The 20,677-nt window shown below is 40.7% G+C and carries 20 protein-coding genes and 2 tRNA genes; 21 read left to right on the forward strand and 1 reads right to left on the reverse strand.

What is annotated here, in order from left to right:
- Positions 1-304: 304 nt before the first annotated feature.
- The 18 genes from aspS (at position 305) to nadA (ending at position 17,865) form a co-directional block, all read left to right on the forward strand.
- The gene (gene aspS, locus C9J42_RS01600) at positions 305-2,095 is read left to right on the forward strand and encodes an aspartate--tRNA ligase (RefSeq protein WP_107245548.1); all 1,791 of its coding nucleotides are present in this window, start codon (positions 305-307) and stop codon (positions 2,093-2,095) included.
- A 204-nt stretch (positions 2,096-2,299) separates the two neighbouring features.
- Positions 2,300-3,046: a YebC/PmpR family DNA-binding transcriptional regulator gene (locus C9J42_RS01605; protein WP_107245547.1), complete on the forward strand. Its 747-nt coding sequence runs from the start codon at positions 2,300-2,302 to the stop codon at positions 3,044-3,046.
- Positions 3,047-3,068: 22 nt separating this feature from the next.
- The gene (gene ruvC / locus C9J42_RS01610) at positions 3,069-3,590 is read left to right on the forward strand and encodes a crossover junction endodeoxyribonuclease RuvC (protein ID WP_005370662.1); all 522 of its coding nucleotides are present in this window, start codon (positions 3,069-3,071) and stop codon (positions 3,588-3,590) included.
- 120 nt (positions 3,591-3,710) lie between these two features.
- The gene (locus C9J42_RS01615; RefSeq protein ID WP_107259425.1) at positions 3,711-5,165 is read left to right on the forward strand and encodes a methyl-accepting chemotaxis protein; all 1,455 of its coding nucleotides are present in this window, start codon (positions 3,711-3,713) and stop codon (positions 5,163-5,165) included.
- Between the two features lie 77 nt (positions 5,166-5,242).
- Positions 5,243-5,866: a Holliday junction branch migration protein RuvA gene (gene ruvA, locus C9J42_RS01620; RefSeq protein WP_107205622.1), complete on the forward strand. Its 624-nt coding sequence runs from the start codon at positions 5,243-5,245 to the stop codon at positions 5,864-5,866.
- A 29-nt stretch (positions 5,867-5,895) separates the two neighbouring features.
- A complete protein-coding gene (ruvB, locus tag C9J42_RS01625) occupies positions 5,896-6,915 on the forward strand; it encodes a Holliday junction branch migration DNA helicase RuvB (RefSeq protein ID WP_105060588.1) in 1,020 nt (339 codons plus the stop codon).
- Between the two features lie 940 nt (positions 6,916-7,855).
- Positions 7,856-9,442 carry a cytochrome ubiquinol oxidase subunit I gene (gene cydA, locus C9J42_RS01630; protein WP_107205624.1) on the forward strand — a complete coding sequence of 529 codons (1,587 nt, stop codon included), beginning with the start codon at positions 7,856-7,858 and terminating at the stop codon, positions 9,440-9,442.
- Positions 9,443-9,459: 17 nt separating this feature from the next.
- Positions 9,460-10,596, forward strand: a complete 1,137-nt coding sequence (gene cydB, locus C9J42_RS01635; RefSeq protein ID WP_107205625.1) for a cytochrome d ubiquinol oxidase subunit II — start codon at positions 9,460-9,462, stop codon at positions 10,594-10,596.
- A 14-nt stretch (positions 10,597-10,610) separates the two neighbouring features.
- Positions 10,611-10,718, forward strand: coding sequence for a cytochrome bd-I oxidase subunit CydX (gene cydX, locus C9J42_RS01640; RefSeq protein ID WP_005370675.1), 108 nt, complete (start codon positions 10,611-10,613; stop codon positions 10,716-10,718).
- 1 nt (position 10,719) lies between these two features.
- Positions 10,720-11,013, forward strand: a complete 294-nt coding sequence (ybgE, locus tag C9J42_RS01645; protein WP_107205626.1) for a cyd operon protein YbgE — start codon at positions 10,720-10,722, stop codon at positions 11,011-11,013.
- A gap of 278 nt (positions 11,014-11,291) precedes the next feature.
- On the forward strand, positions 11,292-11,696 hold the full coding sequence (ybgC, locus tag C9J42_RS01650; protein ID WP_107301598.1) for a tol-pal system-associated acyl-CoA thioesterase: 405 nt from the start codon (positions 11,292-11,294) through the stop codon (positions 11,694-11,696).
- Positions 11,697-12,386 carry a protein TolQ gene (gene tolQ, locus C9J42_RS01655; RefSeq protein WP_105060583.1) on the forward strand — a complete coding sequence of 230 codons (690 nt, stop codon included), beginning with the start codon at positions 11,697-11,699 and terminating at the stop codon, positions 12,384-12,386.
- A gap of 3 nt (positions 12,387-12,389) precedes the next feature.
- Positions 12,390-12,833: a protein TolR gene (gene tolR / locus C9J42_RS01660; RefSeq protein WP_105060582.1), complete on the forward strand. Its 444-nt coding sequence runs from the start codon at positions 12,390-12,392 to the stop codon at positions 12,831-12,833.
- Positions 12,834-12,842: 9 nt separating this feature from the next.
- Complete coding sequence (tolA, locus tag C9J42_RS01665) at positions 12,843-13,931, forward strand: cell envelope integrity protein TolA (protein ID WP_107259431.1); 1,089 nt, start codon at positions 12,843-12,845, stop codon at positions 13,929-13,931.
- 35 nt (positions 13,932-13,966) lie between these two features.
- Positions 13,967-15,295 (forward strand): Tol-Pal system beta propeller repeat protein TolB, encoded by a 1,329-nt coding sequence (gene tolB, locus C9J42_RS01670; protein WP_107205629.1) that lies wholly within the window; start codon positions 13,967-13,969, stop codon positions 15,293-15,295.
- Between the two features lie 58 nt (positions 15,296-15,353).
- A complete protein-coding gene (pal, locus tag C9J42_RS01675) occupies positions 15,354-15,896 on the forward strand; it encodes a peptidoglycan-associated lipoprotein Pal (RefSeq protein WP_107205630.1) in 543 nt (180 codons plus the stop codon).
- Between the two features lie 21 nt (positions 15,897-15,917).
- Positions 15,918-16,640 carry a tol-pal system protein YbgF gene (gene ybgF, locus C9J42_RS01680; RefSeq protein WP_107287054.1) on the forward strand — a complete coding sequence of 241 codons (723 nt, stop codon included), beginning with the start codon at positions 15,918-15,920 and terminating at the stop codon, positions 16,638-16,640.
- Positions 16,641-16,803: 163 nt separating this feature from the next.
- A complete protein-coding gene (gene nadA, locus C9J42_RS01685; protein ID WP_107205632.1) occupies positions 16,804-17,865 on the forward strand; it encodes a quinolinate synthase NadA in 1,062 nt (353 codons plus the stop codon).
- A 99-nt stretch (positions 17,866-17,964) separates the two neighbouring features.
- Here the strand turns inward: nadA and C9J42_RS01690 are convergent, their stop codons facing one another.
- Positions 17,965-18,537, reverse strand: a complete 573-nt coding sequence (locus tag C9J42_RS01690) for a UPF0149 family protein (RefSeq protein WP_105060577.1) — start codon at positions 18,535-18,537, stop codon at positions 17,965-17,967.
- Between the two features lie 261 nt (positions 18,538-18,798).
- Here C9J42_RS01690 and C9J42_RS01695 point away from each other — a divergent pair.
- The 3 genes from C9J42_RS01695 to C9J42_RS01705 all read left to right on the forward strand — a co-directional run bounded on the left by C9J42_RS01695 (position 18,799) and on the right by C9J42_RS01705 (position 20,555).
- A tRNA-Ser gene (locus tag C9J42_RS01695) sits at positions 18,799-18,886 on the forward strand.
- A 29-nt stretch (positions 18,887-18,915) separates the two neighbouring features.
- Positions 18,916-19,006 (forward strand) — tRNA-Ser (locus C9J42_RS01700).
- 448 nt (positions 19,007-19,454) lie between these two features.
- Positions 19,455-20,555, forward strand: a complete 1,101-nt coding sequence (locus C9J42_RS01705) for a trypsin-like serine protease (protein WP_233219347.1) — start codon at positions 19,455-19,457, stop codon at positions 20,553-20,555.
- Positions 20,556-20,677: the final 122 nt, after the last annotated feature.

The following is a 20,677-nucleotide window of genomic DNA, read 5'->3' on the forward strand; positions in this document are numbered from 1 at the left end:
ATTAAGTTGAGAGTGATGATTTATCTTACGTGATTTTGTTTGTAAAAGTCTAAATTGCCGTAGATATTTGGTCATAATAAGACTTTAAAGTCGTCATAACGAATTGGTGATGAATTACCGTCGGATCACTTCGCTTATTGAGCCTGTTTGGGTATAATGCCTCGTTATTTTTACCTCTTGGCCTTCTTGCTATCCAATTTAGACGATAAATTAGACAGCAAGCGGTCGGGATTGAATTCGCCTGACGTTTAGCGTTATCGACACTAAACGCAGGAATGTAAAGTATATAGATTGGGAATTTCTTATGCGCACCCATTATTGTGGACACCTGAACAAGTCCCTTGCAGGACAAACAGTCGATTTATGCGGCTGGGTAAACCGTCGTCGTGATTTAGGCGGCCTTATCTTTATTGATATGCGTGATCGCGAAGGTGTGGTTCAGGTTGTTATTGATCCTGATATGACTGAGATCTTCACACTAGCAAACCAATTACGTAACGAGTTTTGTATTCGCCTAACGGGTGAAGTGCGTGAGCGTCCTGAAAGCCAATGTAATAAAGACATGGCAACAGGTGAAGTTGAGGTTTATGCAACTGGCCTTGAAATCATTAACCGTTCTGACGCGTTACCGCTTGATTTCAACCAAAAGAACTCTGAAGAGCAGCGTCTAAAGTACCGTTACTTAGATCTTCGTCGCCCAGAAATGAGCGATCGTATTAAGCTACGTGCAAAAGCATCAAGCTTCGTTCGTCGTTTCTTAGATGACAATGCATTCCTTGATATTGAAACACCAGTACTAACAAAAGCAACGCCAGAAGGCGCGCGTGATTACTTAGTACCAAGTCGTGTTCACAAAGGTAACTTCTACGCATTACCACAATCACCACAGCTATTTAAGCAGCTGCTAATGATGTCTGGTTTTGATCGTTACTACCAAATCGTTAAGTGTTTCCGTGATGAAGACTTACGTGCTGACCGTCAACCTGAATTTACTCAGATCGATATCGAAACATCTTTCATGACAGCTGAAGAAGTGCGTGCTGTAACTGAAAAGATGATCACTGAAATGTGGAAAGAGCTACTAAACGTAGACCTAGGCACATTCCCAATCATGTCTTTCGAAGAAGCCGCGCGTCGTTTCGGTTCTGATAAGCCAGATCTACGTAACCCACTTGAGCTAGTTGATGTTGCAGACATCGTTAAAGATGTTGATTTCAAAGTATTCTCAGGCCCAGCTAACGACGAAAAAGGTCGTGTAGCGGTTATCCGTGTACCTGGTGGTGCTGAGCTAAGCCGTAAGCAAATCGACGAATACACTAAGTTCGTGGGTATCTATGGCGCGAAAGGCCTAGCATGGATGAAAGTTAACGATCGCGCTGCAGGTTTTGAAGGTGTTCAATCTCCTGTTGCGAAGTTCCTTAACGAAGAAGTGGTTGCTAATCTTCTTGAGCGCACTCAAGCAGAATCTGGCGACATCATTCTATTCGGTGCAGACAGCAAACGTGTTGTAACAGAAGCGATGGGCGCACTTCGTCTGAAACTAGGTGAAGATCTAGGTCTAACAGACAAGTCAGCATGGAAACCACTTTGGGTTGTTGATTTCCCAATGTTCGAAGAGAACGAAGATGGTTCACTATCTGCAATGCACCACCCATTCACATCACCATTAAACCTAACACCAGAAGAGCTAGCGGCTAACCCTGCAGCAGCGCTATCAAATGCGTACGATATGGTAATCAATGGTTATGAAGTGGGCGGTGGTTCAGTACGTATCCATAACTCTGCTATGCAATCAACAGTATTTGATATCTTAGGTATCTCTGCTGATGAGCAACGTTTGAAGTTTGGTTTCCTACTTGACGCTCTGAAATTCGGTACGCCACCACACGCAGGTCTTGCGTTTGGTCTTGACCGTCTTGTAATGCTTCTTTGTGGTACAGATAATATCCGTGATGTTATCGCGTTCCCTAAAACAACGGCAGCAGCATGTCTATTAACTGACGCGCCAAGCCTAGCAAACCCAGCAGCGCTAGAAGAATTATCTATTGCCGTTAAAATTGCTAAGAAAGACGAAGAAGCAAAAGACGCAGAGTGATCTGATTAATTTGCTGTAATAAAAGCCGATGACTTATTTGCCACTTTTTAGTGAACGCCTATAAGACATCGGCTTTTTTGTCTTTTGTTGATTCCTTTCTGCTGTCCATCTTATTTGGTAAAAGTGTTTTGTTCGCTTTAACCTCTTATTTGGTTTATGTTTTCATGCAAGCAAAAAAATTAACATTGCCGGATTGGAGATAACATGGCTGGACACAGTAAATTTGCCAATATAAAACATCGTAAAGCAGCTCAAGATGCTAAACGCGGTAAAATTTTTACTAAGTTAATTCGTGAGATTACTGTAGCCGCTAAAGAAGGTGGCAGTGAGCCTGAGAATAATCCTCGATTACGTGCTGCCATTGATAAAGCACTATCAAATAACATGACTCGAGATACTATCAACCGTGCAGTAACACGTGGTGCTGGTGGTGAAGGTGACGAAGGCGTAGAAACTGTCATTTATGAAGGTTACGGTCCTGCGGGTACGGCGGTAATGGTTGAGTGTTTAACGGATAACCGTAATCGAACAGTATCTGGCGTACGTCATGCTTTCTCTAAAGCGGGGGGGAATCTTGGCACGGATGGCAGCGTAGGTTACCTTTTTGATAAAAAAGGCGTGATTTCTTATGCGGCGGGGTTAGATGAAGATGCTGTTATGGAAGTCGCGTTAGAGTCTGGCGCTGACGATATTGAAACTAATGACGATGGTTCAATCGATGTTTATACGACACCTGCAGATTTCGGTAGCGTGAAAGATGCATTAGATGCCGCAGGTTTTACAGCAGAAAATGCAGAAGTAACCTTAGTGCCATCAACGAAGGCTGAGTTAGATGCAACAACAGCACCTAAACTATTACGCTTGATTGATGCATTAGAAGATTTGGATGACATTCAAGAAGTCTACCATAACGGTGACATGTCAGATGAAGTAGCAGCTACGCTTGAATAATTGCTACTAATAGTAGTGAAAAATGTCGATAATTTTAGGTATAGACCCCGGCTCTCGTATTACGGGGTACGGGGTAATTCGTCAGGTTGGACGTAATTTAGAGTATTTAGGAAGCGGCTGTATTCGCACCTCAGAGCCTGGTATTCCTGGACGATTAAAGCAAATCTATGCAGGCGTGTCTGAAGTGATCACGCAATTTCAGCCTGATTTTTTTGCCATTGAAGAAGTGTTCATGGGCAAAAATGCCAGCTCTGCGATTAAATTAGGTCAGGCGCGAGGCAGTGCAATTGTTGCAGCGGTAAATGCAGATTTGCCGGTCAGTGAATATGCCGCGCGATTGATCAAACAGGCGGTAGTCGGAAACGGTGGGGCAGATAAAGCGCAAGTACAACATATGGTTTGTTCCGTATTAAAGCTAGCAGGTAAGCCTCAAGCTGATGCTGCTGATGCTTTAGCTGTTGCGATTTGTCACGCGCATACCTATAAAACCTTAGTGGCAATGGCAGGGAAAGCGACGGGAGCACGAAAGGGGCGTTATCGTTAATAAGCTTACTATTATTAAAGATGAGACACTTAAGGCATATATTTATTAAGATATTTGTTATAGAAATGTTAACAATCTATAGTGGTCAGAGGTCTAACGATAATAAGCAAGGAAGTGATCATGAACCCTGCCACTTTATGGCGCAGTATATTTATGCCGCGCCAACCTCAATGGACAACAGCACAACAACGCCAAGCCGATATCCTTTCCTTATTTACTTTTATCGCTTTTCTCGTTGGTATCTATAGTTTGATTAAATGGTCAAACCATGGTCATGATAATCTTGTTTTTACTTCTGTCATATTGATTGTATTAGAACTCCTTGCTATTTCGAGCCTGCGTTGGCTTCAGCAGCCTTTAATATCTTTAAATTTAGGTTTTATTGGTATGGCAATCCACGCGCTGAATATTATTTATCAAAGTGGTGGTGTGGTTGATTCAACGCAGACTTATTGGGTGCCTTTGTTAGTTGTCTCTTTCTTCCTCTCGGCAACGCGCGCGATGGCTATTCTTTGGAGTAGCTTGATCATTTGTGTTTCGGCTTACATGACATACCAACATATGCAGGGTGTTTCATTTCCACAGCTTTCTTTATCTCATACAGCACAGCAAATTGAGGTTTGGTCTGGAACCGTATTGCCATTGATTGTCATTGGTATTGCATTAGCTTTTACGGCGAAACAACGTGATATAGCAATTAATCGTGCCGAGAAAGCTAAGCTAAAAAGTGAATCAGAGGCCAGTAAAGCAACTGAAGGTGAGTTACGTCTATCTGATGTATTACTTCAAGCGAATAATAATTCTGAACAATTAAAGCAAGTATCTTATAGCTTAGCGAATCAATCGTCTCAGCTAGATAGCCAAGTCAATGAACTGAATATTAATAGTGAATCACAAGCCAGCGCTGCTGAACAAATGAGCCATCAAGTACACCAAATGGTCCTTGGAGTTGAGAGCTCAAGTCAGTTTGTTGAGGAATTACGTGAAAAAAGCGACGTGGTTTATGAGCTGGCGCAAAAAAGTTCGGCGCACTTAGAAGATTCAACGCAAGCGATCAGCCAAATTATTAATAGTCATGATGAGATTATGAAAGTGGCGGACTTAATCACCTCTGTTGCTGAACAAACCAATTTGCTTGCGCTAAATGCTTCGATAGAAGCGGCTCGTGCTGGAGATCAGGGAAGGGGATTTGCGGTTGTAGCAGATCAAGTACGGGAGCTTTCGGCGAAAAGTAGTCAATCTGCCGTTGAGATCCGCCATCTATTGGATCGTAGTGAGCAGGAAGTACGGCACGGTCAAGGTGTGATTAACGCCAGTACTGAACGGATGAATAATATCATTCAGCAAGTCACAACGATTTCGCAAGATGTACAAGGGTTATCGGGTTTGATGACTGCTCAATCAACCGCATTAAAAGAGCTGGATGAAGCGAGCAGTGAAGTTGCTAATAGTGTGGTAAATACACAAAGTGTGGCTGCAATAGTTGCACAACATGGTACAGAATTAAATCAGCAAGTGGTTGCTGTTCGTCATTTAACACAACAACTTGATCAAGTTGTTTCTCACTCTTCGTAAAATCGATAAAGAACTGGATGTCTATCCAGTTCTTTACTATTCTAGTGCCAGTTTAAATTCACTATAGAGATGATGTTTTGATTGGTCGACTACGCGGAATTGTAATTGAAAAGCAGCCACCTGAAGTATTACTTGAAGTTGGTGGCATTGGTTATGAAGTGCAGATGCCAATGAGCTGTTTTTATGAGTTACCACAGATCGGCCAAGAAGCCATTATCTTTACTCACTTTGTGGTACGAGAAGATGCGCAACTACTGTATGGCTTTAATAATAAAAATGAACGTGAGTTATTCCGTGAAGTAATTAAAGCGAACGGTGTTGGGCCTAAATTAGGCTTAGCAATTTTATCAGCTATGACTGCAAGTCAATTTGTTCGTAGCGTTGAATTAGAAGATGTGACTACGCTAGTTAAAATCCCCGGAGTCGGCAAGAAAACAGCAGAACGTTTAGTTGTTGAAATGAAAGATCGCTTAAAAGGGTGGGGTGAAGGTGACTTATTTACGCCAGCACTTGATACAGCGGCATCCAATGCTCCGATCCAAGATCCATCAAATCAAGCTCGCGCTGAAGATGAAGCGGTGAGTGCATTGGTTGCACTGGGTTATAAACCACAAATTGCCGCGAAAGTGGTTTCTCAAGTCACACAACCAGAGATGAGTAGTGAAGCGATTATTCGTGATGCACTACGCTCAATGGTATAACCCTGTAAGTTGGGTATAGGCATTAAAATATGATTGAAGCTGATCGACTGGTTTCTGGTAATTTCGAAACAACCCGTGAAGACGATATAATTGATCGCGCAATACGACCTAAATTACTTGATGATTATCAAGGACAGGATCATGTTCGTGATCAAATGGAAATATTTATTAAAGCGGCAAAGATGCGTGATGAAGCCTTAGATCATTTATTGATCTTTGGTCCTCCAGGATTGGGTAAAACAACGCTTGCAAATATAGTGGCGAATGAAATGGGGGTAAGTATTCGTACAACCTCAGGCCCTGTACTTGAAAAAGCCGGTGATTTGGCTGCGCTACTTACAAACCTTGAAGAAAACGATGTATTATTTATTGATGAAATACATCGCTTAAGCCCTCAAGTTGAAGAAGTATTGTATCCTGCAATGGAAGATTACCAATTAGATATTATGATTGGTGAAGGTCCTGCGGCACGATCGATTAAAATTGATTTACCCCCATTCACATTAATAGGTGCAACGACACGAGCGGGCTCATTAACTTCGCCTTTACGTGATCGTTTTGGTATTACACAACGCCTTGAGTATTACAAAGTAGAAGATCTCAAAGACATTGTAGGCCGAAGTGCTAAATGTTTAGGACTATCAATGGAAGAAGGCGGCGCGATGGAAATGGCCATGCGTGCTCGTGGCACGCCACGTATCGCTAATCGTTTGTTACGGCGTGTGCGAGATTACGCTGAAGTAAAAGGTAACGGACATATTTGTCCTGATATCGCTAATAAAGCATTAGACATGCTCGATGTTGATAGCAGCGGTTTTGATTATATGGACCGTAAACTTCTATTAGCTATTATTGAAAAGTTTATGGGTGGCCCTGTCGGTTTAGATAACTTAGCAGCAGCTATTGGTGAAGAGAAAGATACAATTGAAGATGTACTTGAACCGTATTTGATTCAGCAAGGTTATTTACAACGGACACCAAGAGGCCGAATTGCGACACATCGCGCATATCTCCATTTTGGTTTAGACCTCCCTGAAAATACGAAGTAAATTAACGATTCGAGAAAAATTAAGCGTGGCGATGAAAGCCACGCTTTTTGTTTAATATTTTTATTATATTGTGAATTTATTGTTATTTTGATTTGATGTTTATTTATCACGTTAGTTATTTAAAAATCAATTTTACTATTTACTCATGATTCAAGTAATATTTATCTGTTTTTTATTGTCAAAAAAATGATTATAGTTTTCATTTTTATTAGGTGAAAGCTAATGGGAAATATAGACAAGGCAATATCACAAATGCGAAACGTTTTATTTTTATTGTATCGACGGTTTAATTTTATACATTAACGGGCTGATATTTAGTAAAAAATAAAAGACGTTATGTTTAACTTAGATATTTATACATTCGTATGTTTAGATAGTTGAGTGTCGGTTACGATACCTTACAAGACAACGAATGGAAGTTTAGACGATGTTTTGATTATTTTCTTTATTGTTCAGTGGTTTATAAGATTGTTATAATGGTAAAGTAAAAAAATGACTCACTTCATTTCACAGTCATGATTTAATAAAAATAGCAAAAGGAACAATATTTCAGAATACGATCAAATATAATTCATTGTTTACTCCTTCCTAATTCATTCTTCCTATCAAAATCTTCCGTAAATTGATCTAAATCAAAAATATCTGCGTACAGGCTATCAAGCTCATTTTTTCTTGATATTTGTCAAAGCAAAACGCGTAATAAACTCTTTGAAGATTGCATTTAATATCTGTAATATTACCGACGACTAAATTAGCTATAGAATTACGTATATTTAAATTTATTTAAACAATATTGCAACACAACATGGATGCTTGCAACTATAAGCAAGTGATCAGGAAGGTCGGCAAAATTGCAATAAGTTCTCTATACAAAGCTAAACCCAATAATCGGTACATATTAGTACTGTCACCAGTCAGCTGGTGAATAAAGGAGTTATCAATGTTAACTGATGTCGTCGAACTATCGCGGTTACAGTTCGCTCTAACAGCGATGTATCACTTTTTGTTCGTTCCATTGACTCTAGGTATGGCTTTTTTACTAGCCATTATGGAGTCAGTTTATGTAATGACCGGAAAGCAAATCTACAAGGACATGACTAAGTTCTGGGGTAAGCTTTTCGCGATTAACTTTGCTCTTGGTGTGGCTACCGGCCTATCTATGGAGTTCCAGTTTGGTACAAACTGGGCATACTACTCTCACTACGTTGGTGATATCTTCGGTGCGCCATTGGCAATCGAAGCACTAATGGCATTCTTCTTAGAATCAACGCTAGTCGGCATGTTCTTCTTTGGTTGGGATCGCCTATCTAAGCGCCAGCACCTTGCTGTCACTTGGCTAGTCGCTCTTGGTTCAAACTTCTCCGCACTATGGATTCTTATTGCTAACGGTTGGATGCAAAACCCAGTCGGCGCTGATTTCAACTTTGAAACAATGCGTATGGAAATGGTGAGCTTTGCAGACGTAGTACTTAACCCAGTAGCACAGGTGAAGTTTGTTCACACTGTAGCATCTGGCTACGTATGTGGTGCAATGTTCATTCTAGGTGTTAGTGCATACTACATGCTGAAAGGTCGTGATATTGCGTTTGCGCGTCGTTCATTTGCAATCGCAGCAGCGTTCGGTATGGCATCTATCGTTTCTGTAATGATCCTTGGTGATGAGTCAGGTTACGAGCTAGGCGACGTTCAGAAAACTAAATTAGCAGCAATTGAAGCGGAATGGCACACAGAGCCAGCACCTGCGGCATTTACTGTGTTTGGTTTCCCTAATCAAGAAACCATGGAAACCGATTATGCAATTAAGATCCCGTACCTAATGGGTATCATTGCAACACGTTCTTTTGATACACAAGTAACGGGTATCCGTGATCTTAAGAAAGAGCACGAAGTACGTATTCGTAACGGTATGGTTGCATACGGCCTGCTAGAGAAATTACGCGCAGGTGATAAGACACCAGAAAACATTGCAGCTTTCGACGAAGTGAAGAAAGACTTAGGTTACGGTTTACTACTTAAGCCTTACACCGACAAAGTTGTTGATGCGACACCTGAACAAATTCAAAAAGCAGTAGATGACTCAATCCCTCAAGTATGGCCGCTATTCTTTAGCTTCCGTATCATGGTGGGTGCTGGTTTCTTAATGTTCGCCATTATTGGTGCTGCATTTATCCAGTCTTGTCGTCATAAGATCACAGGTAACAAGCTTGTTCTTAAAGCTGCGCTATTTGGTATTCCACTACCTTGGATTGCAATTGAAGCTGGTTGGTTCGTTGCAGAATATGGCCGTCAACCATGGGCAGTAGGTGAAATCTTACCTGTTCATATGGCAGCATCTAACCTTGAACCTTCTCAACTATGGTTCTCGTTAGCGGCAATTCTAGCGCTATACACAGCATTCTTAGTTGCTGAAGTTTACCTAATGGTTAAATTCGCTCGTCTTGGTCCAAGTAGCTTGAAAACAGGTCGCTACCATTTCGAACAAAATGACACAAAACAAGATGTGGTTTCACGTCAGGTTGAAGCGTAAGCAGGGAGAAACAAATAATGTTTGATTATGAAAGCTTGCGACTAATTTGGTGGTTATTAATCGGTGTGCTATGCATCGGTTTTGCAATCACGGATGGTTTCGATATGGGGGTAGGTATCCTATCTCATATCATTGGTAAAACGGATAACGAACGCCGTGTAATGATCAACTCAATTGCACCTCACTGGGATGGTAACCAAGTATGGTTAATCACCGCTGGTGGTGCATTGTTCGCAGCATGGCCACTAGTTTACGCAACTGTATTCTCTGGTTTTTACGTTGCAATGATCCTGACGTTAGCTGCACTTTGGCTTCGTCCTCTTGGTTTCGACTACCGTTCAAAGCTGACAGATCCAAAATGGCGTAGCCTTTGGGATAAAGCTATCTTCGTTGGTAGTTTTGTACCACCAGTGATCTTCGGTGTAGCATTCGGTAACCTAATGCAGGGTGTACCATTTGAACTGAATGAGTTCATGATCCCAACCTACAAAGGTTCATTCTTCGGTCTGCTAAATCCATTTGCACTATTGTGTGGTGTGGTGAGCTTACTGATGATCGTGACTCAAGGTGCAACATTCCTACAAATGAAAACAACAGATGCTATTCATGAGCGTTCTCGTAAGGTTGCTGCAGGCTCTGCAATCCTAATGGCTGTTGTGTTTGTTATTGCAGGTTTTGTATCTCAAAGCATCAATGGTTACGTAATTACATCTGAAATCATTAAAAATGCACCTTCAGATCCAACTACGAAAGAAGTAATGCGTCAGACAGGTGCATTGTTCATTAACTATGCGAACTACCCAGCACTATGGATTGCACCAATCCTTGCGGTAGTGATGCCGTTACTGACAGCGCTGTGTTCACGTGCTAACCGTGCAGGTTTTGCTTTCTTATTCTCAAGCCTAACTATGGTAGGTGTGGTATTAACGTTTGGTTTTGCAACATTCCCATTCATTATGCCTTCAAGCCTAGATCCACACATCAGCTTGACTATTTGGGATGCAACATCCTCTGAGTTAACATTGAAGATCATGACTGTAGTTGCCTTTATTATGGTTCCAGTGATCTTGGCTTACACCTCATGGTGTTACTACAAAATGTTTGGTCGTCTAGATACTAAATATATCGAAGACAACAAAACTTCACTGTACTAAGGAGTAGACGAACAATGTGGTATTTTGCTTGGATTTTAGGTGTTCTACTGGCTTGTTCTTTTGGTATCGTCAATGCGTTATGGCTTGAAACGACCGAAAACATGGATAACGACAGTGAGTAATATGGATCGTGCGATAAAAGCAATACATGCACCATTGATGATGTTGCCACTAAAATTATTAGCGATTGCAATGGCAGTGACTGTTGCAGGGTTAGTGATGTGGGAACCACACCAGTTTGCTGATGCAATTGGTGGCTTTGGTCCTGTAATTGCGCCGTTGATGATTTGGGCAACATGCAGTGCCATGGTTTTTGGTATGAGTTTTGTGCCTCATCGCTGGTATTGGCAGTTATTTTTCTCGCCAATCATCGCACTTCCGATATTAATTTATGTTCTTAAATTGTACTTTTTTTAATAGAAGGCGATTTGTAGAATAATCAAACGGCTTACTACTGTGGTAGTAAGCCGTTTTTTTATAAATATTAGGTAGGAATTGCATTCATTTCGCTTGTTACGCATGGTATGTGAACAGAAATGTGATTTGATTGTCAGAATGGATACGTAAGCGTTAATTTTATATAAAATAACGACTTGAAAGCATCACTCAGTAACAACGTTATATTAAGTTGATGTATAGTAGCAGCAATGTATTTTTGCATATATGAATGATAGCCACGGCTCAATGGTAATAAAATGACACAACTTAATGTTTTTAAGTGGCCAGTAACCATTTACTATGAAGATACCGATGTTGGTGGGGTGGTATACCACGCTAACTATTTGAAGTTTTTTGAGCGAGCACGAACAGAATACTTGAGAAAAATTGGGCTAAATCAGCAACAGTTATTTTCGTTAAATATGAGTTTTGTTGTGCGCAGCCTAACGATTGATTTTCTTCGTGGTGCAAAACTTGATGATCAGTTAATGGTCAATACAGTGGTGCAAAATATACGACGAGCTTCAATCGAGTTTAGCCAAGAATTAGTAAACAATAACAACGAAGTGCTGTGTAAGGTATTGGTGAAAATTGCTTGTGTCGATCCGACACAGATGAAGCCTATTGCACTTCCTGAACAATTAAAGCTGGAGATAAATTAAGTGAACTCAGAGTTGACGGTTTTAGACATTATTCTAAATTCAGGTGCGCTTGAAATTATGGTTATGCTTATTTTATTAGGCATGTCGATTGCATCATGGACAATGATCATCAAGCGTTCTCAAGTATTGTCAGAGGCTAGCCGTAAAGCCGCACAGTTTGAAGATCGTTTTTGGTCAGGTATTGATTTATCTCAGTTGTATAAAGAAGTACAAGCACGTAAAGATGACCTAACGGGATCTGAGCAAATTTTCTATTCAGGTTTCAAAGAGTTTGCACGTTTACACCGCAGCAACGATAAAGTGCCAGAAGCGGTGATGGAAGGTACAAGTCGAGCTATGCGCGTATCACTGTCAAAAGAAGTTGATGAATTGGAAACCAATCTACCGTTTTTAGCGACGGTGGGTTCAATTAGTCCGTATATCGGCTTATTTGGTACGGTACTGGGTATCATGACTGCATTTATTGCTCTTGGTGCGATGAAACAGCCAACATTAGCAACCGTTGCACCTGGTATCGCAGGAGCATTGATTGCAACAGCGATGGGCTTATTTGCTGCGATTCCTGCTGTAATGTTCTACAACCGTTTAACCAATAAAGTATCAAAGCTAGAACATACGTACGCAACGTTTATGGAAGAATTTTCAAGTATTTTACACCGTCAAGCATTTGCCGCTAATCAGGAGAAGTAAGCAATGGCTTATCAACCGAAAAAGCGCAAAATGACAGCGGAAATTAACGTTGTTCCCTATATCGACGTTATGTTGGTATTGCTTATTATCTTTATGGTAACAGCGCCGTTCGTTAGCCAAGGTGTGGATGTGGATCTGCCACAAACCACCACGGCAGAAACGGTTGCAGAGATGAATAAAGATAGCGATATTCCGCCAATTATTGTGGAAGTCGATAAAGATGGCCACCTTGGTGTCAGTATCGACAATGCTGACATGCAACGGGGCTTATCGTTGCAAGAAGTGCTTGCACGTGTAAAAGCGCAAATGGCAGCGCAGCCTAAAACGTTAGTGATGGTAGGTGGTGATGGTCGTACACCTTATGCACATATTATCGAAACATTGGACGCCTTAAACCAAGCCGGTGTCGGCTCTGTTGGCTTAATGACTGAGCCTCTTGAGCAATAAGGTTAAAGAATGAAAAATAACAATTACACAGGTTCCACCGTTATATCGTTATTTATTCATGCGCTGTTGATTGGATTATTGTTCTGGGGCGCTGATTTTACGATGAAAAAATCAGATGTGGGCGGCAATACCATTCAAGCTGTGGTTGTCGATCCTGCAATGATTCATCAACAAGCGACGCAAATTCGAGAGCAACGGGAAGCGGCTAAACGTGCTGAACAAGAGCGTAAAAAAAGGCTGGAAGAGCAGACGGAAGCGCTTGAAAAGCAGAGAAAAGATGAAGCTGAACGTGTTAGACAGTTAAAAGCCGACAAGCTAAAAGCTGAGAAAGAAGCACGAGAAGCAGAGAAACAACGCAAGTTAGTCGCAGAGCAACAAAAGCAAGCGGCTGAAGAAAAACGTAAAGCTGATGAAGCGGCAAAAGTAGCGAAAGCACAAGCAGCAAAAGCAGAAGCTGAGCGTAAAGCGAAACAAGAGGCAGCAGAAAAAGCGGAGCAAGTTCGTCAACAAAAACTTGAAGAACAACGTAAAGCGGAAGAAGCAAGTCGACAAGCTGAACTTGAGCGTCAAAAGCAAGTAGCAGCAAAGAAAAAAGCACAAGAAGAAGCAGCTCAAGCGGAAGCGAAACGTAAAGAAGCAGAAGCAAAACGTATTGAGGCTGAGCGTAAGGCAGCAGAAGCTAAGAAAAAAGCCGAAGCAGAAGCGAAACGCAAAGCAGCTGAAGCGAAGAAACTCCAGCAGCAAAAAGAAGCAGCATTGAATGATATGTTTGCAGGTCTTGAAGCGGAAAGTGAGCAGCGCGGTGGTGCGAAAGGGCAACATATTGCTGATGAAGTGGCACGTTATGGCGCAATATATAAACAAATGATTCAACAAAATTTATTGGTTGATCAAAGTTTTAAAGGCCAAGAATGTAATTTGACTATGCGTTTGTCTGCTGATGGTTTAGTACTGGATGTCACTCAATCTGGTGGTGATGGTGCATTATGTCGCGCGGCAAAATCTGCGGTAGTCAAAGTTAGCCAATTCCCAATGCCTGATGATCCAGAAATTGCGAAAAAATTAAGAGATATCAAACTTACAGTCACGCCACAGTAAATGATTTGTGGTGCAACATAAAATAGGAGCGATGGATGAAACGTTGGATAATGGGCTTATGTTTAGCTCTATTAAGCGTTAGCCAATTTGCACATGCTGAACTTGAATTAGTGATCACTGATGGTGTGGATTCTGCACGCCCAATTGGTGTTGTTCCTTTCAAATGGGAAGGTGAAGGTAAACTACCCACTGATATTTCTGCAGTAATTGCATCAGATTTACAACGAAGTGGTAAGTTCAGCCCAGTGCCGACAAATAAATTGCCACAGTTACCTCATAATGAAAGCCAAATTGATTACTCTGCATGGAGTAAGATGGGCGTTGATGCGGTTGTAACAGGTACAATTGTTAAGAATCAAGATGGCAATTACACCGTTAATTATCAGTTAGTCGACATTGTTAAAGGTAAACTAGCAGCAGGCACTGAAGGGGCTGCAAAAGGCGATTATTTACTATTGAATAATCAAGCGTCAGTAAAGCCCAACCGCATGCGTCAATATGCTCACCGTATTTCTGATTTAATTTACCAGAAGCTAACGGGTGAACGTGGTGCATTCTTAACGCGTATTGCATACGTTGATAATAATCGTTCATCGAAGTTTCCATATCAATTACGTGTTGCTGATTACGATGGTTACAACGAACGTGTGGTATTGAAGTCCAAACAACCGCTAATGTCTCCTGCATGGTCGCCAGATGGTAGCAAACTGGCGTATGTAAGCTTTGAAAGCGGTAAAGCACAGATCTTCGTGTTAGATATCTACACAGGTAAGCGTGAAGTAGTGGCGGATTACCCTCGCCATAATGGTTCACCACAGTTTTCACCTGATGGTACTAAATTAGCGATGGTACTTTCTAAAACAGGTAGCTTGCAGATCTACATTAAAGATCTGAAAACCAATCAATTACGCCAAATTACTCACGGCCGTGCTAATAATACGGAAGCGGTATGGGCACCTGATGGTCAATCTCTTTACTTCACCTCTGATCGTGGCGGTCGTCCACAGGTTTACCATTTAGATTTAGCAACCGGTGATACGCAACGTGTAACTTGGCAAGGTTCTCAGAACATGGGACCACAAATTACACCTGATGGGCGTTATCTTGTCGTCGTAAACCGTTCAGATAGTGGTTACAACATTGCTAAACAAGATCTTAAAACAGGTGCAATGCAAATTTTAACAAAAGCACGCCTTGCCGAGTCACCAAGTATTGCTCCTAATGGAAGTATGATTATTTATAGCTCAGCGCAAAATAATGGTACTTACGAACTTTCTTTGGTATCCATCGATGGTCGTTTCCAAGCACGCTTACCATCAACAAGTAAACGTGTACGAGCACCATCTTGGGGCCCATTTTTATAATTTGAGTTAATTCTCATTTGCCTTTTGAGGCACGATTGAGTTTAAAAAGGAAATCTAGATGCAACTGAACAAAGTTTTGAAAAGTTTAGCCATTGCGCTACCAATGATGACATTGGCAGCATGTAGTTCAACAGATAGTGCAGACAGCTCTGCTGCGAACCAAAACGGTACTAATGGCGGCAGCACTTCGCCTGATCAAACAATTGTGACTCCGGTTGATCCATCAGGAAGCATGAGTGAAGAACAATTGCTTGAGCAACAATTGCAGCAGTTACGTCAAGAACAAACCGTTTTCTTTAAGTTTGATAACGCAGAGATTCAACCTGAGTACCAAGCAATTTTAGAAGCACATGCTGCGTACTTACGTGACCACCCAAGTATTAAAGTCATCGTTGAAGGTCATGCTGATGAGCGTGGTACGCCAGAATACAACATTGCGTTAGGTGAGCGTCGTGCCAATGCAGTAGCACAGTACCTGCAAGCATTAGGTGTACCTGCATCTCAACTTTCTATTGTGAGCTACGGTGAAGAAAAACCATTAGTATTAGGTCACACTGATGCTGATTATGCGAAAAACCGTCGCGCGGTTTTAGTTTACTAATCTAATGTAGGTAAACCCAATATGAGCAGTAACAAAGTAATGCGAAAACTTGCATTAGTGTTGCTGATGAGCGCGGCGACCCAAGTGGTCGCCGCGCCTGTATCGGCAGCGAATTTAGATAGCTTAGAGCGTATGCTTGAAGCGCAAGGTCAGGTGCAGTTACAAATGCAGCGCCGCTTAGAGCAGATGTCATCAGATATTGATGAGCTTCGTGGCAACGTTGAACGTAATAGTTATGAAATTAAAAAAGTGGTAGATCGTCAACGCGACATCTATCGAGAAGTTGATAACTTGAGCCGCCAACCAGCGAAAGCCGAGCCTACGGGCGCTAAAAAAGAAGCGGCATCAAGTGAAGCTTTTTCAAGTAATACCGATGAAAATACGGCCTATGAAAAAGCGGTTAATCTGATCTTAAAAGAGAAAGATTATAAAGGCGCAACAAAAGCGTTCCAAAGCTTCTTAACGACTTACCCTAATTCGGTTTATAAGCCGAATGCTAGTTATTGGTTAGGGCAATTATTCTTTGCTCAGAATCAGCTAGCAGATGCTACAACGAATTTTAAAGTGGTTGCAGATACCAAAGACTCAAGTAAGCGCGCTGATGCGTTGCTGAAACTTGGTGTGATTGCAGAACGTGGTAATGATATTGCGACGGCAAAAACATATTATCAAGAAGTGATCAAAGCATACCCGAATTCAACGTCTGCTAATCAAGCTAAAACAGCGCTTACGAAGTTAAAATAAACGCAGTTACGGTTTGATTTTAAAAGCCCACAAAGAAATGGTTATTTCTGTTGTGGGCTTTTTTGTTACTACGAAGTCGAAGCAGTGTTGGTTAAAGGTGAAATTTGGAAAATCCAGCGTATAATGTTCGGACACTAAAGGAATGCTAATGAGCAAGTGAAAAATGAGTATTACATTTGATCCATCAGAGATGGTATATCCGTTTCCACCAAAACCTGCCCGACTAACTGATACTGAAAAACAACAATATATTCAGCAAATCAAACAATTGCTAAAGGATAAAGATGCAGTATTAGTGGCGCATTATTATACCGATCCTGAAATACAGGCATTGGCTGAAGAAACTGGCGGTTTTGTTGGTGATTCACTAGAAATGGCTCGTTTTGGTAATCAACATCCAGCCACCACCTTAATTATTTGTGGTGTACGCTTTATGGGTGAATCTGCCAAGATTCTTACACCAGAAAAGCATGTATTGATGCCAACCTTAGAGGCTGAATGTTCGCTTGATTTAGGTTGTCCTATTGATGCATTTAGCGAGTTTTGCGATGCTCACCCTGATCATACTGTTGTTGTCTATGCCAATACCTCTGCTGCAGTAAAAGCACGTGCTGATTGGGTTGTAACATCAAGTATTGCACTGGAGATTGTTGAGCATTTAGATAGCGAAGACAAGAAAATCATTTGGGGACCGGATCGTCACTTAGGTTCTTATATTCAGAAGAAAACAGGTGCAGAGATGCTGTTGTGGCAGGGTGAATGTATTGTTCACGACGAGTTTTCTGCTAAAGCCCTACGCGACATGAAGCACCTATATCCTGATGCTGCTATTCTTGTTCACCCTGAATCACCTGCGAGTGTTGTCGCATTAGCTGATGCTGTGGGTTCAACAAGCCAGCTTATTAAAGCCGCGAAAGAGCTACCGAATCAGAAGCTTATTGTAGCAACGGATAAAGGCATTTTCTTTAAGATGCAGCAAATGGTGCCAGAGAAAGAATTAGTAGAGGCTCCAACAGCGGGGGCTGGGGCAACATGTCGTAGCTGCGCACATTGTCCGTGGATGGCAATGAATGGTTTGAAAGCGATTTACACCGCATTAAATGATGGTGGTGAGCAGCATGAAATTTTTGTTGATGAATCGCTACGTGAAAAATCACTGATCCCGTTAAACCGAATGCTAGATTTTGCGGCTGAATTGCAGTTAAAAGTAAAAGGTAATGCTTAAGCTTTTTGTTAAATCAGCGGCAATGAATAACAAACGAGCATAAAAAAGAAGGCGAACATCTCTGTTCGCCTTCTTTGTTTTAGGGAAATGTGTGGATTATTAGTCTTGAACTAACATTGCGCCACGTTGTGTTAAGCCACAGAGCATTACAGGAATGGCATTAAAGATCTCTTCAAATTGCGCTAAGGCATCAGCATCTTGTTCTTTTAATGCTTCAAGTGCTGTTTCAGGATCAAACAGTAGGCTGAAAGAAAGCAATACGCCACCCAGTAGGGCATTATCTTCACTTTCTGGTGGCATAATGGTTTCCCAATCATCACGCGCAAGTTGCCAACCCTGAAGCATACCTTCACAGAAGTTACTGGTTGCTTCGGTGACAATTTGGCTATCGTCTAGTGCACAGCCTTCAGGCCATTGCCATGTGTTGTCATAGAGAGTTGTACGTGCTTCATTTAAAATATCAATGATTGCATTGGCATAGTTTTCTAATTCTTCATGGGTACTAAAAGGAGAGGTTTCTTCTCCACCCCATAAAAAAGCTAGCCATTCTGTTGGGGCAATAATATTAGGTGCTGCAGCCATTGCAGTGACAAAGCCACGTGTTTGCGCTTCGTTGAGCAGTAGTTCGGCAAGCTGTTGATCTTGCAAAATGACGCTAAGTTTTGAAGACATATAAAAGAGTCTCTATTTAATCATTGTTAGGATATTCCTTGACCTATTAAACGATCAACGAAAGAGTAATCAAGTATTAGTTACTTATTGTAACAGCCTCGTTAGGTCAAAATAGAGACACGATGAGATATTTTCGTATAAGTATCAGATTTGTTTTAAAAGTAGACACTTAATGCGATGCTTTCAGTTTTATCTTGACCTAATACCTTTAGCACAATATAGTAGCCGTCCGTTAAGAAGCAGTGCCTATTAACGCAATGTGGTGAGGTGTCCGAGTGGCTGAAGGAGCACGCCTGGAAAGTGTGTATACGGCAACGTATCGAGGGTTCGAATCCCTCCCTCACCGCCATCTCTTATTTTTTAAGAGATAACAATTTAGGAGAGATGGCTGAGTGGTTGAAAGCACCGGTCTTGAAAACCGGCATACGTTTATAGCGTATCTAGGGTTCAAATCCCTATCTCTCCGCCATATTAAAGAAAGCCGCTAAGTTAACCCTTAGCGGCTTTTTTGCATCTGGAAGAATGATTATATTTTAAAATTAATCTGATATTTATATTAGAAGGGTTCAAATCCTCTAATACCCAGAGCTGCTCCGTCATATTAAAGAAAGCCGCTAGCGAAAGTTAGCGGCTTTTTTGTGTTTTGAGTATATATACCTAATATATAAGTATTTTCTATTATGCTCTAGACGTTACTTTATTCGTATATCTTTATTATTGTATGAGTCATTATTAACTTTTAGTTATAGGCTGTATGTCTATTAATCACTATTTCAATTTAATATATGTTATCTATTAAGTTTAAAATAAATAATATAGTTTAACTTTTAAGAATATATGGAATCATTTTTAAATTATTATCAAAGGTGTTTATTATTAAGAGTGAATATAAATATTGAATTTCGATGGTAAAAATCATGCAAAAAATGGTCTTTTATATTGTACTTTTATTTTTATCTGCGCAATCTTTTTCCCAGCCTGTTAAAAAAGTGCTTAATGGCTCTGACGTCGATCTTTTTGATTCTTTTCTACTACCATGGAATGCCGCTCTTATAAGTAAAAATAACGATTCCATTATTTGTGGTGCGGTTGTCATCGCAGAGCATTGGTTGCTAACTGTTGCTCACTGTAATAATGATAATTTAGGTAAGGTAGCTATTGTTGGTGCTCATAGTGTTGATGTGGACAATCTTGTTCTTTTACATGATAGATATAAGTTTAATATTGTCGATAAAATATCACATCCAGATTATGACCCGCTAACATTCTTAAATGATATCGCTTTATTAAGGGTAGACCGCTCACTTTTTGAGGTGTCTCAAGCGATTAAGATCGCTACAGTTAATGAGCAATATATTGTAGATGAGCAATTTAGAAATTCTTGGGCAACAAATATTGATTCATCATCAACGACAATTGCGTCAGGTTGGGGAGATACTGTTAGCAAAGGCTATCCATCAATCTTGCAGGTAGTCACCTTAGCTGGGGTTCCTGACGAACAATGCATAGGTTTAACTGATAATCATGATTATATTGTATGCGCTGATTCAAATATTAACGGACTCATTAAAGATGTTTGTAATGGTGACTCGGGTAATCCTCTTATTTGGCAGAATGAACAGACTATGTCAGATAGTGATAAGGGAGTAAGGCTAATTGGACTGGCTAGTAATGGGGCGATATGTATAAATCGAAATAACTTTCCTGAAAATCAATATAACCAACTTACTGGTCAATATACGCAGGTTTCATCTTACAAACTCTGGATAGAAGATTGTGTAACGAAACACCATGGTTATCAGGATTTTACACTCAACGATAATAACTTAAAACCAACTATAGATATTGACCCATTTGTATCAATACCAGATTACCCTCAAGAAAGAACTTCACCAGAACCTGAACCTGAGAAAGAAATCGTAACGACGGATAGCAGCGGTGGTTTAGTTTCTTGGTATTTCATTTTGATTATTTTGGCTATTACTTGGATCGATAAGTTTATATTACTTAAAAATTAATAGCGAGAAATAAACCCCTATACAGCTTAAGTTTATGTCTTACCAGACAAGTTGCTCGTTTTAATTCTTAAAAATAATACGAATAGCAGAGAGATTAATTTTTTATATTTACTATAGTACTT

It is taken from the genome of Photobacterium sp. GB-56 (genome assembly GCF_003026105.1).
Taxonomy (GTDB): domain Bacteria; phylum Pseudomonadota; class Gammaproteobacteria; order Enterobacterales; family Vibrionaceae; genus Photobacterium.

What these genes read in the sequence shown, in the direction of transcription:
- nadA (WP_107205632.1), top strand. Translation starts at nt 16,804, where the DNA reads ATGAGTATTACATTTGATCCATCAGAGATGGTATATCCGTTTCCACCA.
- ybgE (WP_107205626.1), top strand. Translation starts at nt 10,720, where the DNA reads ATGGATCGTGCGATAAAAGCAATACATGCACCATTGATGATGTTGCCA.
- C9J42_RS01615 (WP_107259425.1), top strand. Translation starts at nt 3,711, where the DNA reads ATGAACCCTGCCACTTTATGGCGCAGTATATTTATGCCGCGCCAACCT.
- tolA (WP_107259431.1), top strand. Translation starts at nt 12,843, where the DNA reads ATGAAAAATAACAATTACACAGGTTCCACCGTTATATCGTTATTTATT.
- pal (WP_107205630.1), top strand. Translation starts at nt 15,354, where the DNA reads ATGCAACTGAACAAAGTTTTGAAAAGTTTAGCCATTGCGCTACCAATG.
- C9J42_RS01705 (WP_233219347.1), top strand. Translation starts at nt 19,455, where the DNA reads ATGCAAAAAATGGTCTTTTATATTGTACTTTTATTTTTATCTGCGCAA.
- ybgC (WP_107301598.1), top strand. Translation starts at nt 11,292, where the DNA reads ATGACACAACTTAATGTTTTTAAGTGGCCAGTAACCATTTACTATGAA.
- cydB (WP_107205625.1), top strand. Translation starts at nt 9,460, where the DNA reads ATGTTTGATTATGAAAGCTTGCGACTAATTTGGTGGTTATTAATCGGT.
- tolR (WP_105060582.1), top strand. Translation starts at nt 12,390, where the DNA reads ATGGCTTATCAACCGAAAAAGCGCAAAATGACAGCGGAAATTAACGTT.
- cydX (WP_005370675.1), top strand. Translation starts at nt 10,611, where the DNA reads ATGTGGTATTTTGCTTGGATTTTAGGTGTTCTACTGGCTTGTTCTTTT.
- cydA (WP_107205624.1), top strand. Translation starts at nt 7,856, where the DNA reads ATGTTAACTGATGTCGTCGAACTATCGCGGTTACAGTTCGCTCTAACA.
- ruvC (WP_005370662.1), top strand. Translation starts at nt 3,069, where the DNA reads ATGTCGATAATTTTAGGTATAGACCCCGGCTCTCGTATTACGGGGTAC.
- aspS (WP_107245548.1), top strand. Translation starts at nt 305, where the DNA reads ATGCGCACCCATTATTGTGGACACCTGAACAAGTCCCTTGCAGGACAA.
- C9J42_RS01605 (WP_107245547.1), top strand. Translation starts at nt 2,300, where the DNA reads ATGGCTGGACACAGTAAATTTGCCAATATAAAACATCGTAAAGCAGCT.
- ruvB (WP_105060588.1), top strand. Translation starts at nt 5,896, where the DNA reads ATGATTGAAGCTGATCGACTGGTTTCTGGTAATTTCGAAACAACCCGT.
- C9J42_RS01690 (WP_105060577.1), bottom strand. Translation starts at nt 18,537, where the DNA reads ATGTCTTCAAAACTTAGCGTCATTTTGCAAGATCAACAGCTTGCCGAA.
- tolB (WP_107205629.1), top strand. Translation starts at nt 13,967, where the DNA reads ATGAAACGTTGGATAATGGGCTTATGTTTAGCTCTATTAAGCGTTAGC.
- ybgF (WP_107287054.1), top strand. Translation starts at nt 15,918, where the DNA reads ATGAGCAGTAACAAAGTAATGCGAAAACTTGCATTAGTGTTGCTGATG.